This window comes from Brevibacillus sp. BD137, from assembly GCF_041644655.1.
In the GTDB taxonomy this organism is placed as follows: Bacteria; Bacillota; Bacilli; order Brevibacillales; family Brevibacillaceae; genus Brevibacillus; species Brevibacillus brevis_D.
Window position 1 is genome coordinate 329567 of the sequence record NZ_JAOTNO010000002.1, and the last position, 15281, is coordinate 344847.

At 47.7% G+C, this 15281-nt stretch carries 16 protein-coding genes and 1 pseudogene; 15 read left to right on the forward strand and 2 right to left on the reverse strand.

Features of this window, described 5'->3' with window-relative positions:
• Positions 1–2: 2 nt before the first annotated feature.
• From ODZ53_RS04835 to ODZ53_RS04890, 12 genes and pseudogenes are all read left to right on the forward strand, one after another.
• Positions 3–197 carry a PLD nuclease N-terminal domain-containing protein gene (locus ODZ53_RS04835; RefSeq protein ID WP_007729128.1) on the forward strand — a complete coding sequence of 65 codons (195 nt, stop codon included), beginning with the start codon at positions 3–5 and terminating at the stop codon, positions 195–197.
• A gap of 32 nt (positions 198–229) precedes the next feature.
• The gene (locus tag ODZ53_RS04840; protein ID WP_173605961.1) at positions 230–1147 is read left to right on the forward strand and encodes an ABC transporter ATP-binding protein; all 918 of its coding nucleotides are present in this window, start codon (positions 230–232) and stop codon (positions 1145–1147) included.
• A complete protein-coding gene (locus ODZ53_RS04845) occupies positions 1147–1932 on the forward strand; it encodes an ABC transporter permease (protein WP_015891248.1) in 786 nt (261 codons plus the stop codon). Before ODZ53_RS04840 ends, ODZ53_RS04845 begins: the two co-directional genes overlap by 1 nt.
• A gap of 15 nt (positions 1933–1947) precedes the next feature.
• A complete protein-coding gene (locus tag ODZ53_RS04850; protein WP_372676147.1) occupies positions 1948–2724 on the forward strand; it encodes a CPBP family glutamic-type intramembrane protease in 777 nt (258 codons plus the stop codon).
• Entirely contained in the window at positions 2721–3038 is a 318-nt protein-coding gene (locus tag ODZ53_RS04855; RefSeq protein WP_015891250.1) for a heavy metal-binding domain-containing protein, read from the forward strand. Before ODZ53_RS04850 ends, ODZ53_RS04855 begins: the two co-directional genes overlap by 4 nt.
• Positions 3039–3041: 3 nt before the next feature.
• Positions 3042–3266 (forward strand): hypothetical protein, encoded by a 225-nt coding sequence (locus ODZ53_RS04860; RefSeq protein ID WP_015891251.1) that lies wholly within the window; start codon positions 3042–3044, stop codon positions 3264–3266.
• Between the two features lie 208 nt (positions 3267–3474).
• A complete protein-coding gene (locus tag ODZ53_RS04865) occupies positions 3475–4959 on the forward strand; it encodes an amidase family protein (RefSeq protein WP_372676148.1) in 1485 nt (494 codons plus the stop codon).
• Positions 4960–5160: 201 nt separating this feature from the next.
• The gene (locus ODZ53_RS04870) at positions 5161–5835 is read left to right on the forward strand and encodes a response regulator transcription factor (RefSeq protein ID WP_372676149.1); all 675 of its coding nucleotides are present in this window, start codon (positions 5161–5163) and stop codon (positions 5833–5835) included.
• Positions 5832–7478: a sensor histidine kinase gene (locus ODZ53_RS04875; protein ID WP_372676150.1), complete on the forward strand. Its 1647-nt coding sequence runs from the start codon at positions 5832–5834 to the stop codon at positions 7476–7478. Before ODZ53_RS04870 ends, ODZ53_RS04875 begins: the two co-directional genes overlap by 4 nt.
• A pseudogene (locus ODZ53_RS04880) lies at positions 7390–7866 on the forward strand (MBOAT family O-acyltransferase); the annotation flags it as partial. The gene ODZ53_RS04875 and the pseudogene ODZ53_RS04880, both read left to right, overlap by 89 nt.
• A 15-nt stretch (positions 7867–7881) precedes the next feature.
• Positions 7882–9018: a DHHW family protein gene (locus tag ODZ53_RS04885; protein WP_372676151.1), complete on the forward strand. Its 1137-nt coding sequence runs from the start codon at positions 7882–7884 to the stop codon at positions 9016–9018.
• Positions 9019–9023: 5 nt separating this feature from the next.
• On the forward strand, positions 9024–9497 hold the full coding sequence (locus ODZ53_RS04890; RefSeq protein ID WP_372676152.1) for a DUF4358 domain-containing protein: 474 nt from the start codon (positions 9024–9026) through the stop codon (positions 9495–9497).
• Between the two features lie 105 nt (positions 9498–9602).
• Here ODZ53_RS04890 and ODZ53_RS04895 read toward each other — a convergent pair whose 3' ends face one another.
• Positions 9603–10793: a winged helix-turn-helix domain-containing protein gene (locus ODZ53_RS04895; RefSeq protein ID WP_372676153.1), complete on the reverse strand. Its 1191-nt coding sequence runs from the start codon at positions 10791–10793 to the stop codon at positions 9603–9605.
• Between the two features lie 400 nt (positions 10794–11193).
• Between ODZ53_RS04895 and ODZ53_RS04900 the strand changes: the two genes are divergently transcribed.
• The 3 genes from ODZ53_RS04900 to ODZ53_RS04910 all read left to right on the forward strand — a co-directional run bounded on the left by ODZ53_RS04900 (position 11194) and on the right by ODZ53_RS04910 (position 14567).
• Complete coding sequence (locus tag ODZ53_RS04900; RefSeq protein ID WP_372676154.1) at positions 11194–11319, forward strand: hypothetical protein; 126 nt, start codon at positions 11194–11196, stop codon at positions 11317–11319.
• 236 nt (positions 11320–11555) lie between these two features.
• Entirely contained in the window at positions 11556–12098 is a 543-nt protein-coding gene (locus tag ODZ53_RS04905) for a hypothetical protein (RefSeq protein WP_372676155.1), read from the forward strand.
• A 513-nt stretch (positions 12099–12611) separates the two neighbouring features.
• Positions 12612–14567 (forward strand): GTP-binding protein, encoded by a 1956-nt coding sequence (locus tag ODZ53_RS04910; protein ID WP_372676156.1) that lies wholly within the window; start codon positions 12612–12614, stop codon positions 14565–14567.
• A 79-nt stretch (positions 14568–14646) separates the two neighbouring features.
• Here the strand turns inward: ODZ53_RS04910 and ODZ53_RS04915 are convergent, their stop codons facing one another.
• Positions 14647–15279: a Crp/Fnr family transcriptional regulator gene (locus tag ODZ53_RS04915; RefSeq protein WP_372676157.1), complete on the reverse strand. Its 633-nt coding sequence runs from the start codon at positions 15277–15279 to the stop codon at positions 14647–14649.
• Positions 15280–15281: the final 2 nt, after the last annotated feature.

Sequence of the window (15281 nt, forward strand, 5' to 3'; positions counted from 1 at the left end):
CCATGCCATTTGACATTCAGCTACTTGCACCTATCATTGCTATTCAATTGATCCTAGCAGTTATTGCATTAATCGACTTGGCTCGACGTGAAGCATACCGCGTTGCAGGTGGAAAAAAATGGCCATGGGCTCTCGGCATTATCTTTATAAACACCTTGGGTCCGATCGTGTATTTCTTTGTAGGCAGAAAAGACTAGCTCAAGAGAACCGAGGAAAGGGTTGACATTCTTTGCGAGTTATCGAATGTGAAGGCCTCACAAAGGAATATAAAGAGCATAAAGCGTTAAAGAACGTAACCTTTTCCGTCGATGGCATCGGTTGTGTCGGTTTTCTTGGGGGGAATGGTGCCGGGAAAACGACAACCATTCGCATCCTAACCGGATTGGCTGCACCGACCGGAGGAAAAGTGAAAGTGGTAGGCTACGACGTAGTAACTGACCGCAATAAAGTCACAAGTGAAGTAGGGTATTGCCCACAAATCCCAGCCTTTTACAACTACATGACAGCGACAGAGTGGATGCATTGGGTGGGCAAACTTTATGGATTGGACAAGCGCACAATTGCGCAGCGGACGGATGAACTCTTGGAATTATGCGGAATCAATGAGGCGAGGAACCGCCCAATAAGCGGTTACAGCGGAGGGATGAAGCAGCGTCTGGGTATTGCCCAGGCGCTCATCCACAACCCCAAGCTACTCGTTTTGGACGAGCCTGTTTCGGCGCTCGACCCCATGGGCAGATATGACGTCTTATTGTTAATAGAAAAGTTGAAACAACATATGACTGTCTTCATGTCGACTCACATTTTGGATGACATCGAAAGAATCGCCGACCAAATCGTGATCATCAAGGACGGTACGGTGGTGCTGTCATCCAGTTTGGATCAGCTGCGAGCAAACCATGTGGAGCCACTGATTGAATTCAAGCTTGATCAACAAGACATAGATTTAACCGATGTATTGAACGGGCTAACCTGGATCAGGGAATGGAACCTAGACGGCGGTATTTACAAAGTTCTCATCAATGACATGGAAAAAGCCAAGGCACTCCTGCCGCACATTCTTTTGGAAACTGGCGGGACACTGGCGTATTATCGCTTGTCCGCATCGACCCTCGAAGATATTTTCCTAAAGGTTGTGAATAACTGATGACTTCCCACCCAATGATCAGAAAAGAATTTAATGAATTGGTCAAAACCTACAAGATTCTCATCATTCCGATTGTGTTTATTGCCTTAATGATTACACAACCGATTACGATGAAAATGCTCCCTGATATTTTGGCCAATTCCACTGGACTGCCAGAAGGGGCCGTCATCAAAATTCCAACCCCGTCTGCGCCGGAAGTACTCTCGACGGCGATTAGCAAATTCAGCTCACTCGGCACGTTTGTGTTAATCCTTATCGTCATGGGGTCCATTGCCGGAGAGAAAGCCTCTGGGGTAGCATCCATGGTATTCGTCAAGCCCATCAGTCGAGCTAAATACTATCTCGCAAAAGCCATTACCTACTATACGTTAACAATGGCAAGCATGCTAATCGGGATGGGGATAACTGCCTACTATACGGAGATCCTTTTCGGAAAACTAGATTGGACCCATGTATGGATCGGTACGTTGATGTACATACCGAATCTATTCCTTGTCGTCACAACAACGTTGTGCGCCTCCAGCTTTTTTAGCAATGCTGTTGGTGCCGGTGGAGCCTCGCTGGTATTCAATATCCTGATCTTCACTGTTCCACAATTTCTGGGTAAATTTTTGGATATGGTGTCACCAGGTGGATTGTCAAATGCGGCGATGATGGTGATTCAAGAAAACTCAACGCTGGCCCAAGCTTTCATCACAGGGTTACCGGGCCTCGCAGGTGTCTTTACACTCAACATCGTGTTTTTCTTTATGGGCTGGTACTTTTTAGAGCGATCAGAAATCTAAAGAGGAGGCGTAGAAATGGAACATTTTTGGCTGATCTGGTTGGTTAGTGTACTGTGCGCTCTATGCACGATACCTATTCAATCCAACGTGATTCGCCAACAAGTACAGCTACAAGCCGCCATCTATTCTACTAACAAAGTCCCACCTGTTTCTGTCATGGTTGCGATTATGATCATTCAGAGTTGTGTATTTTTGGCTCTGGCGACTGCGATAGGTCTATGGCTCATGCCTTCCACTGGTCTTCGACTCTGGATTCTCGATCACTGGGTGTCCAGAGCGGAGCTGCCTTTTTCCATCTGGTCGTTTTGGACTGTATCAATTGGTTCAGGTATCGCGATAGGCCTCTTGGTAAAATGGTTGGACCGTTCTTTCTTTCAACAACACATGACCACAATAATGGGTAAAGAACCGATTTCATCAAGATTCTTCGGCTTTCTCTCGTCTTTTTACGGAGGGGTTTGCGAAGAAGTGCTCATGCGTCTAGGGGTTATGACTGTTGTCGTCTTTTTGGCACAGAAGATGGGATGGCTGGGAAGTTCCTATTGGCTGGGCATCTGTGTGGCCGCTATTGTTTTCGCGGTATCCCATCTTCCAACCAATTACATGACGTACGGAAAAGGTAACGTGGTCACTGTATGGACGTTGTTGCTAAACGGTATCTTGGGCATCTTGTTTGGCTTCCTATATTGGCAATACGGTTTAGAAGCTGCGATCATCAGTCATTTTAGCGCTGACATCGTACTACATGTGATCTTGAAAAATAAAACGATAGAAAGTAGGAGAAGCAAATGATCGTTGTAACAACAGAAAACATTCCAGGATATCGTGTTGTTGAAGTGAAAGGAACAACATTCGGCTTAATCGTTCGAGCACGCGGAATTGGGGGAGACATCATGGCAGGTCTTCGTTCAGTCGTTGGCGGAGAAATCAAGGAGTACACGGTGCTCCTGGAGGACGCACGCAAGCAGGCCCTTGACCGCATGATAAAAAACGCAACTGCCATGGGAGCTAACGCTGTGGTCATGTGTCGTTACGACTCTGGAAATATGGGAAATATGGGGGAAGTTGTCGCATACGGTACAGCAGTTGTCATTGAAAAGGTGTAATGAATGATTTATATCATTTCCTACATCGTTTTTCAGGTCTTGCTTCTCATCATTTTGTTAATCATCTCGAAAATCAAGGACAAGCGACTGCACCAAGACCATGGCGAAGTTGTCCCGCCTGGATTTGAGCCGACGAATGAAGTGACGATCGATCCGGTAACGCAGGAAAAACGTCGTGTATACTTCAATCCGAAGACCGGGGATCGCTATTACAAAATTGAAAAATAAGCGATGAGATGAACTGTCCAGCTCATGGGGCAGAAAAGAATGTTGTTAGCAGAATAATAGTAGAAACGAGCCAAATCTTGTTAGACGACAAGATTTGGCTTTTGTTGTGCGAGTCTTCCTTTGCGCTAATTGTTCTATATCTGGTCATTGCCTTTTTCATTTTGTTATCATTATAAGCAGAACATTGCAAAAAGGAGAGTCTCTCTGAATGGCAAGAACACTAAATGATAGTTTAATAGAGGCAGACATCGATTCGTTGCAGTTGGCGATGGAATCAGGCGAGTTATCGTCAGCAGCTTGCGTTAGCTGGTATTTGGAACGAATCGAACGGCTCAACCCGAAGCTGAAAGCGGTGCTGGAAGTCAACCCAGACGCGATAACGGTCGCGGAGAGACTTGACTCGGAGCGACGAGAACACGGGGCGCGTGGACCGCTTCACGGCATCCCGATCTTGCTCAAAGACAATATTGATACAGGTGACCGCATGCATACTAGTGCCGGTTCAGTCGCTCTTACTGAACATTTCGCTCCAAAGGATTCGGCCGTGGCCGCGCAATTAAGGGCTGCGGGATGTGTATTCCTCGGTAAGGCAAACATGACGGAATGGGCTAACTTCATGTCGGGCACGATGTGGGCGGGGTATAGCTCCAGGGGCGGCCTGACGCTTAATCCTTATGGGCCCGGCGAGTTGTTCGTAGGTGGTTCGAGTTCGGGATCAGGCGCGGCGGTAGCCGCGAATCTGTGTGCCGCTGCCATTGGCACAGAAACTTCGGGTTCGATCATCAGTCCGTCCTCGCAAAACGGCATCGTCGGTATAAAACCGACTATCGGGCTCGTCAGTCGTACAGGAATCATCCCGATTACACATAGCCAAGATTCGGCCGGTCCGATGACGCGTACGGTCAGGGACGCCGCGATCTTACTCGGGGCCATGACGGCGGTAGATCTGGAAGATGCGGCTATGCTAGAGAATAGGCGAATCGCGTATACGGATTATACGCCTTTCTTGGACGCGAATGGTTTGCAAGGCGCGAGAATTGGCGTTCCACGATATTATTATCAAGGATTGGACAAAGCCAGGGTGGAGATTATTGAGCGGGCGATCACCTTGTGCAAGGAACGCGGGGCGATCGTCGTAGACCCGGTATCGTTGCCATGCGAGAGAGCGAAGTGGGACTGGGACGTGATGCGGTTTGAATTCAAAAAAGGACTGAACGACTATCTCGCTAAAGCTGGCCCCGGCGCATTCGTTCGGTCGTTAGATGAACTCATAGCCTATAACGAAGAGAATCGCGACGTCGCGCTTAAATATGGGCAAGACACGCTGATCTGGTCGAATGGAACAAGTGGCACATTGTCTGAACAGGTGTACACCGAGAGTCTGCGCCTTAACCATGAGTTATCCCGTGACCAAGGCATCGACCACGTGATACGCGAACATCGGCTGGACGCGCTGCTGTTCCTAGGCAACGAGGAAGGGATTGATTTGTCAGCGCGTGCGGGGTATCCTGCCATTACTGTGCCCGGCGGATACGCAGAGACAGGCATCATCGCCGAAGGCGGCTATACGACCAAAGGGCCGCAGGGAATCACTTTCGTCGGAACCGCCTACAGCGAGCCCTTGCTTTTCCGTCTCGCTTACGCCTACGAACAAGCAAGCCAATACCGTTTTGCGCCGACAGATCCAGTTTAGTTTCCAATTCCGTCCGTTGAGGACCCGTATGCTTACTTCACAATTCCCTTTTTTAACCTAACGGGTATCGATAGTGCAATAAACAGTCTGCAGAGCGTCCTCAACGACCTTGGCAGTACCGCCATATTGTGACGACCGCGAAGTCATGATAACATTCTAAAAAATATCTTTTGGAGAGATAGAGGGCGAGAGGTCATTAGCATGGCGAAAACGATACTGATTGTGGAAGACCAGCAGGTATTGCGAGAGATTATGAAGGAATACTTGATGGACGAGGGATACGAAGTACTGGAAGCGGAGAACGGGAGTCAGGCTCTGACGTTATTTCAAGAGCATGAAGTGCATTTGATCATTCTGGACGTTATGCTGCCAGAATTGGACGGGTGGTCGGTATGCAGGCGCATTCGCAAAGTTTCCAACGTCCCCATTCTGATGCTAACAGCTCGTTCGGATGAGGATGACACATTGCTTGGGTTCGAGCTCGGGGCGGACGATTATGTGGTGAAACCGTGCAGTCCTCCCATCCTGTTGGCACGCTCCAAACGGTTGCTGGAAAACCGACAAATGCACCATCCGGCGGATATGTTGTCGGGCGGCGGGATTACGATCCAGTTGCCATCCCGAACCGTTTCGATTGAGGGGAAGAACTATAGCCTTACGCACACAGAATACGAAATTTTGGCCTACTTGATGAAAAACAAAGGCATCATCCTCACCAGAGAACAGCTCATTACAAAAATCTGGGGTTACGACTTTGTCGGCGAGGATCGTACGCTCAGCAGCCATGTTCGGAATTTGCGTTCCAAGCTGGGAAAGCATGCGAAGCATATCGTCACAGTTGTTCGTTCCGGTTATAAATTCGAGGACCGGCCATGAGAACAAGCATTGTACGCAAGCTGTTTCTGCTCACGACGGGATTATGCCTGTCTGTGATCGCGAGCATTTTTATCGGACAAACCGTTTTTTTTGAGCAGTATTATGTGCATCAAAAGGTAGAAAAGGTGAAGGAAGCCCTTCAATCCTATCGGCAAAACGAGTTGACTCATGACGGGGCTTCCCAGGATGAAGTCGGGAAGGAACAGGAGTTTTATCAAAAGACGAATGCCTGGTTCGCTCGATTGGATGATAGAGGCCAGTTGAAATACACGGACGATTTCCAGATGGAGGTCCGTCTGGAGGACTCAGACATCATCCCTGCTCTTTCTGGCAAGTCGCTTGTCGTTCCGTTATACACGGTCATGGATGTGGAGGATATAAGCACGGATACCCCCTTCATCGATCCTTATGTGAAAGCGGGTCAACAGATTGCCATGGAAGGGATCATAGTCGATAATCAATGGTTTGCGCAACGGATCGGGAGGAGTGTCTCCAATCTCAGAGAGGAAGATCAACTGGAGAATCAGAAACTCGTCAAAAAAGAGTATGAGGTCGTCCCGAGATTCAAGAGTCCCACCGAATACCATGAGCGGTATCCCAGCGTTTTGTTTCGCGGAACCATCACACAGGTCCGAATACCGCAAGGCGCAGATGTATCCCACTATATGAACCGCTTATTTCTTGAACGGGTGAAAGCTTTTCAAGCGGATCTTCTATACGGAGATGTTGTGGAGCAAACAAGCACCATAACAGACTACCAAGAGAACAATATCGATTACAAAATATTCGTTGAGCGTGTGACCGATCAAACAGGGAAACCCGCCTATCTATTTGCCATGACATCGCTGCAGCCCGTAAACGAAGCGGCGGAGATCATGCGAAGTTATTACGGCTACATCATTGCAGGTACCTTGCTGCTCGTTCTGCTCGCCTCCTTCTATTACTCCCGCAGAATAGCAGCTCCTTTGCTACGCATGGACGACATGACGCAAAAAATGGCTAAGCTGGACTTCTCTGAAAAAATTCCGATCAAGACAGAGGATGAGATCGGTAGCCTATCACGGAATATTAATCGGCTTTCAGATATGCTGCATGCCCACATTGTCCGGCTGGAGCAGGATATTGAGAAAGAAAAGCAGCTGGAGCAAACGCGTAAAGAATTTATAGCGGGCGTGTCGCATGAGCTGAAAACTCCGCTCAGCATCATGGAAAGCTGCCTGTACATTTTGAAGGATAAGGCGGACAGCCCGAAGCGAGACTACTATTTTGCTGCGATGGAAGATGAAGTGCAGAAGATGAACCTGCTGGTTGCGGATATGCTAGAATTGGCAAAATATGAATCCGGTACGTATAGAATGCAGATGGATTCGTTCCGAATTGATGTGCTACTGGAGAAAATCTGCGTAAAGTTGGCACCAGATATAGCCTGCAAGCAGTTACAATTGCACCACCGCTTAGCCCCAGTTGAAGTCATCGCCAATCAGCATCGAATCGAGCAGGTGATCGTGAATTTCCTGACAAACGCTATACGCTACACGCCGGAACAAGAGGAAATTGTTATGGGTCTTAACGGGACTGTGGCATGGGGCGAGCTGGAACTTTATCGTATGGGGCTTGTATTTCGGCTGTTTCGTTGTGTTTGAGAAGCTGTTTTTGCTGAAATGGCTGAAGCATTGGCCCAACTGGGCAGGACATCTTTACACGCTGCTGATTGTCGTCGTCGGGTGGGTCTTTTTTGAATTCGAACATTTACCTTCCGCGTGGATGTTCATCCGTGCAATGTTTGGTTTCGGAGCTCACGAATGGGTGGATGGCCAGGCGCTCTACGACCTGACGACGTATGGGGGATTGCTCGTTCTGTTGGCCTTGTGCGCGACACCGCTGCCTCGGAAAGGATTGGAGCAGATGAAGGCGCGATGGAATTCGGTTGGCATGATTGCAGCACTAGCATTTTCTATCATTAGCTTGGTTTTGTCGTCCGCTTATTTGGTCTTTGAGGATTACAATCCATTCTTATATTTTCGGTTTTGAGAGGAGGGAGCGGACTTGACCATCTATGACAAACGGACACGTGCCGTGACGGGCTTGTTGTTCTTGCTGTTTATCCTCGTGGTGGCTGTTTTGAACATACTGACTCCTGATCAGGCGTTCTCGGAGTCGGAAAACAGGGTGCTAGAAAAGAAGCCGCCATTTTCACTGCGATCACTGCTGGCGGGGAAGTTCACTTCTGATTACGAGGCTTATATTACCGATCAATTTGCTTTCCGGGACGTTTGGATCGGGTTAAAAACGGATGTGGATCGGGTTATGGGCAAAAAGGACAGCAACGGCGTTTATCTGGGCAGGGATGGGTACCTGATTCAACATTTCTCATCGCCGCTGGATGCCGAGGTGAAAGACAGAGTTCAGGCCATTCGGTCGATTCACCAGACAACGCCTGACCTTCGCAAGTACATCATGCTGGTACCAACCGCCGCGTTGCTTCAGGATAAACTGCCCGACTACGCACCAATGGGCGACGAGCATGCTGCGGTCAATCGAGTTCGGCAATCGCTTCCATCTGATATTCGCTTCGTTGATGTCTATCCCGCACTGTATGCAGGACGCGAAGATGCCATTTTTTATAAAACAGATCATCATTGGTCAAGCAAGGGCGCTTTTTATGCATATCGGGTGTTGTTCAAGCAGATGGGGATTGTTCCAAAAGAAGAAGCTGCGTTCAACATTCGGGAGGTGACCGATGCATTCTACGGATCACTCTATTCGAAAAGCGGCTTTCGTCATCTACAGCCCGATCGTATCGATCTCTATCTGCCAATTGAGGAACGCAAAAAGAAGGTGGACTACGTGGACGAAGGACGTACTGCTGATTCCTTGTACCAGATGGATAATCTGTCCAAAAAGGATAAGTATGCAGTATTCCTGAACGGCAACCATGCCCTGGTCCGAATCACTACGGACCATCCGGACGGGAAGAAGCTGCTAGTAGTGAAAGATTCGTACGCCAATAGCCTGATTCCCTTTTTGGTCGAACACTTCGCGGAGATTGATGTCGTAGACCTTCGATATTATGAGGAATCCGTAGCAAAGTTCATCCAAGATCGGCAGTTTCACGACATGCTATTCCTTTACAATGTCAAAACGTTTTTTGAAGACACCTCTATTCTAAACATCATGGAGTGAATGGAATGAAGCGATTTTTGTTTGTACTACTTATGTTTGCAATCGGAATGGGAATGTTGACAGGATGCTCCAGTGATGGCGAGACTTCCGAAGAACTTTCGGCCGCCGAAGTGGGAGAAAGAATTCAACAAACGGTAAGCTTACAGAATATGAAGCAAGGGGATCTGACAAAACTGCAAAAGTTGTATCAGATCGAGGCAGACAAGGTGGAGGATTTCATTCTGTACACGGCTTCATCCAATGTAAAAGCGGATGAACTGGCTGTTGTCAAAGTCAAAGATGCGAGCGATACCGAACATGTAATAGAGAAAATACAACAACGGATCGAGGCCCAAACAATCAAATTGAAAGACTATCGCCCAGAGGAGTATTTTCTCATCGAAAAACATGTTTTGAAGACGAGTGGGCCGTTTATTTTATTCGCGGTGTCGAAAGACGTGGATCAAATAGAATCTGTGTTTGACGAAGTGATAAAGTAAATGTCTGGTGAAAATAGTGTTTTAGACTCGAGTTGTTGATCTAACGCGGTAGTTTAAGACCTTGGAAATAAAGTCTTAGACTACCGCTGGTGTTTTGCTTGTTATTCAAATTAACGTTGTCGAAATCGTCTCGCATCCGTTGAATAATGCAAAATTTCGAAAACAATTGTTCAAAGCTGTTCGCAGTTGCTTTGTTGGCTTTATGTTGTTCTCGTACCAGATGTTTTTAACAACGAGCGTCCCGGCTTTTCGTTCCACGATTACCTCGGCTCGTCCGATGAAGCTCTCTCCATACAATAGAGGCAGCACATAATAGCCGAATTTCCGTTTGATTGCAGGCGTGTAAATTTCCCAAGTATAATCGAAGCCAAACAATTTGTTGATCAGCTTTCTGTCCCATATCAAATTGTCCAGCGGAGCAATCAGCTCGCAGCGTAATTTCGGCGCTGGATTTTGCAGGACGGCTTCAATAAGCGGCAAATCCTCCGTGCGACAGTATAGCGTATCCTTCATTTGTTCTACGGTAACAGCAACAATGCGATCTTCGTGTAACAGTTGGCGGAAAACCTCGTTGCGCTGCTCTGATTTCAATCCCCATATATTTAGCCAGGCATCGGATGCGCGATTCCATAAAAGGCCAACAGCACCGATTCGACGCAGTACCCGCCACTTGTGATGCTCAAGCTCGTCCTCCAGCGGCTCCGGCGCATTTAGCAGGTTTGGCTGTATGTACTTCTCGGCGATATCGTAATATTTACGCGTTCCTTTTTTATGATGGATAATCAACTCGCCTGTCGAGTACATCTGCTCTAGCACCGATCGCGATATATTGTTTCCGCCGCTCCAGTGGATGGCCGATTGCCAAGTGAAATCTCCATCCAATTTCAGTTCATCCGAACTTAGCGTACCGTGATTTTGGATATGAGTCCGTACTTGCGCTGTCAAAACCTCCATTTCGGGATAGCGCTTGGCATGTTGTCGGGCGGCTTGCCTGTATCGCTCAAAATACGGCCAGTCCTCGATAGGGATAATAGCCAAATTCTTGTCGGGATAATCGATCAGGAATCTATCTTGATACAGCAACTCGTCGAGCATATTCTTGGTAAATCCTTTAATTCGCGACTGCAGAACCAGTTCGGCGTTTTTTCCGCAAACATCGATGGGATCAAATTGAATACAGCCGACCTGCCGCACAAAATCCATTACGCCCTGCTTTCCGGTAAATTGATATTCGCCCAACAGCCCGTGTTTCATTAACAGAAATTGCCGTGCTTGGCGGTTCGTCAATTGGATCATGTACGCGTCGACTCCTTAACGAAACAAACGGGAGAAGCTTGCACATGCTGATGGATGGCGAAGTTGCTTATCACAATAAAGTTACGATTTGCTTCTTGCCATAATGGCGGTATTTCAACCACGCCTATTCCCCCTATCTGTAGGAATATACACAAAATACGAACTAATGTTCCTGTTATATTTTACCATTGTCTGAAGCATAAAAACAAGAGCTATTGAAAAATAACTGCCCGTTAGTTAAATAACTTGCCGCGAGTACCCTTAACTATAAAAGGACTCATCCTGATTTTGACAGGGTGGGTCCTTCTCTGACTTATCATCGTTATATTCGAATCGAACTGTAAGCATTTGGAATTTCAAACGAATAACGTAAATGAAATCATTTCCAGGGGGGAAGAAGGTGAGAATGATGAATCGAGCTATCCTGTCATTAATCGCTGCGTCTGTAGTAGCGACAACACCAGCGTGGATGGCTGAACCGGGTTTCGCGGAAGGAAAAACAAAAGCTGTTGATCCAACAAAATAGACAATATTAACAAGACCATAGATAAATTATCCAAGGCACTTCCCTATATGAAAGAATTGCCCAATCAAACGATGGCTATCAATGAAAAAAGCGGTGTGGTCGTAGTCACACGAACAAATAAAGCTGACAGATCCGCGCCGCAGTTGACCATCTATTTGGATAGGAGAAGCGGATGAGGTGGTATTTAGAAGAGTGATTAATAGCGTCCTTATCTAAACCAGAATGTATTTGTTGATGTGAACGCACAGGGGCAAATTGTCAGCTTAAACAAAGACGAAAATAGCTCCTACCTTGTCGACGTCTCTAAGTTCCCCGAACCAACGAAGGCTATTTCGTTAGAACAAGCGGAAAAAGCCTTGACTAGCATGATGAAGCTCGTATATCGTCTGGGGCCAGCAGGTAACGATCCCGTTTTAACCTATCAAGCCATGTGGTCCGGTTATATGGATGCCCAGACGGGTACTTCGCTGGAAACGAGGAGTGCACAATTTCAACCTTTATCAGGTCAGTTGTCCCCCGCCATCCCGCTAACCCCTGGCAATCAAAAATTAATGGCTAAAAACAAAGACGAGGCTGTTGCTCTTTTGAAGAGCATCGGCGGTTTCGATCCTGCCGGAGCAGCTTTTTCGGAACAGAGCTTCTCTGACCGCATGCGTGAAGGCATGAAGGAATTTAGATGGCAAAAAGCTGAACTTCCCGTCCTTGCCTACATAGCAGAGCGAAATGAACAAGCAGGAAGACAGCATCGATGCTCTTACAGGTCAAATCATCCAGCATAAAGAATGAGTAATCAAGTGCTTGCTTCTTAAGAAAACGAGAAGCAAGCACTTGTTTTTAGAAGGGGAGGAGTCGGATGCATCGAAAACGGTAACCGATTCGCTACCGTTTTCATACGGACCCACTTATCTTACACGGATAAACACCAATACATTATCTCTTGATAACACACGTTGGAACCCGTTATTCAAAAGACAACGTGCAGCTGGACCCACACGTCTACCAATCATTAAAAATCGGTTGCATGGTGCGGCACTTCCAATGATGCTAACGTCGCGAATAATTCGCCTCCGTACGCCATGCACTACGGTACGTCTGAAAAGGATCACTACTACGTCAGTCATATTTATCACCTCGCTTCTCTCTGCATGGTATAAAGGATGCAAATGGGGGAAGCTTGGCAACTGATACGAGCCTGCAGGAAATGAAAATGTGAGAAACTATTCTTCTGCTCCATTCTTATGTTTTAATGAGAAAAGAAAAATGCAGTCGAGTAGCTATGGAAGAGGGATAACATGAAGCGTCTAACGATCGGCTTGTTTGCCCATGTGGATGCGGGCAAGACTACTTTCGCCGAACAGTTGCTATACCATACGAACAGCATCCGGACGCGGGGCCGGGTGGATCATCAAGATGCCTTTTTGGACAGCCACGATATCGAGAGAAGAAGAGGCATTACCGTGTTCGCCGATCAGGCGGTTATGCACCATCAGGGTGACGTTTATTATTTAATCGACACACCAGGACACGTCGATTTTTCTTCTGAGATGGAGCGGGCGATCGGGGTAATGGATTACGCTATCGTGATTGTCAGTGCGGTAGAAGGTGTTCAGGGTCATACCGAGACAGTTTGGCAGTTGTTGCGCAAACATCGGATACCGACATTTTTCTTTATCAATAAAACAGATCGAATCGGCGCGGATGCCAGCAGGACGGAAGAGGAAATACGCAGTCAGTTGACAGGGGATGTCTGTTCCATCAAGAACAGCTTCGCCAACGGTATCGTCGCTGAGGGGCTGCGAGAGATGATGACGGAGCGGAACGACTCATTGCTGGAAGCGTTCATAGAGGAAAGAGAGGATCAAGCTTTTTGGCTGGGGGCCTTGCAGGAAATGATACGGGAAGGACGTCTTTTTCCCTGCGCTTACGGCTCGGCACTACAAGATGATGGCGTTTTAGAATTCCTGAATCAACTGTCCTTGTTGACGACCGCGTCCTACGACGAGACAGCTCCATTCGGGGGGCGCATTTATAAAATTCGACACGCAACAAACGGATTGAGACTAACGTTCGTCAAAGCGCTGAGTGGCAACCTGAAGGTACGGGAGCTGCTCAGCTATGAGAGCGGTGGACTTCGATACGAAGAGAAGATTACACAAATCTTATTGTTTACGGGTAGGAAATCGCACTCGCTTGAACAAGTAACTGCTGGCGATTTGTTCGCGGTCGTCGGCTTGTCCGAGGCCAAAGCTGGTCAAGGGGTGGGGCTCTACTCAGACAATTTTGCTTATGAGACCGAGCCGACGCTACAGTCGAAAGTACAGTTTGACGGTTTGCTTCACGTGCAGCAAGTGCTAGGTGCGTTTCGCATTCTAAATGCGGAGGACCCGTCTTTGAATGTGGTTTGGGAAGAGAGTTTGCAAGAGATTCACATTCGCGTCATGGGTCTGATCCAATTAGAAGTGCTGGAGCAGGTTGTAAAAGAGCGCTTCGGTTTCGATGTCTCTTTCGGTCAACCGGAAATCTTGTATAAAGAAACGATACAGTCTGCTGTGACAGGATATGGACATTTCGAGCCACTCAGGCATTACGCGGAAGTGCACCTCCTGCTTGAACCAGGAGAGCGAGGCAGCGGGCTCCACTTCACTAGTATATGTCATCCTGATGAACTGAGTTTTAACTATCAGAATCTGGTTCAGTCTCATCTCTACGAACGGGAGCATCATGGGCTATTGACAGGCATGCCGGTCACCGACATGAAAATTACGCTCCTAAGGGGTCGTGCGCATAACGAACATACGCATGGGGGTGACTTTCGTGAGGCCACCTTCCGCGCGCTGCGTCAGGGGCTGGAGAAAGCGGAGAATATGCTGTTAGAACCTTATTATGACTTCAAAATAAAGGTGGGAATGAACGAGATGGGGAGGGTACTTTCGGATGTTCAGCGCGCCTCCGGTTCGTTCGAACCACCGCAGATGTCGGACACGCATGCGGTCATTACAGGAAGGGTACCCGTAGCAACCTTCATGAATTACAGCACCGAATTCGCTTCTTTTACGCATGGACGCGGTAGCATCCGCTGTGTATTTGGCGGATACGATCGCTGCCATAACGCGGAGGAAGTGATTGAAAGGAAAAGCTATGAAAAGGACGCAGATCCTGTTTATACATCCTCTTCGATCTTTTGCGCCAAGGGGGCAGGCTACTCAGTACCGTGGGACGAGGCAGAAGCAAAGATGCATCTGCTCTAAGCGGAACCGAGTAGGGCTGTACCAAAAGTTTCAAAGGTTATATGGAATGCAGATGGGGCGAGCCTGAGGAGGCTTCGCCCTATTTACATTGGTTGCGAGAATAAACCCGACGCAATCCCTCCATATTCACAACTCGGATGACACTACGTCCAGAAAGCTCAATCAAGCCTTGCTGACGCCATTTCTGCAAAGTCTTGTTCACTGTCATGCGAGACGTATCAATATAGCGTGCAAAAGACATCTGATCAATAGGGATATGATTACTTCCGTGCACAGCTACCAGCTTGAGCAGATAATTCGCCATCGCAAGCTCAATTGGACTGTCAGTGAACGCGATGATTTCAGCCAGGAGACGGAGCTTATCGATTTGTGAATGGGTGAAGATCACTGCCGACTGTGGGTGGTCTTGACATATGCGCGATAAGTCGTCGTCAGAGAAAAAGTGAATGACGGAAGGAGAGGTCGTTATGGCTGATGTCAGGTATGAGCCGTTGTAAGCGCCGTGCTCCCCAAACAACCCACCTGTGGGAATGTAATCGATAGACCGCTCATGCCCGTTCTCAGATAAAAGAGTGATCTTTACGCTCCCTTTGTCTAGATAATAAAATCCAGTCCCCACATCGCCTTGATGGTAGATCGTTGTGTGTTTTCCCATTTCGATCTTCTTGCCATACATAAGGTACGGGGTCCACTGATAGCGAAGACAGGCCATTG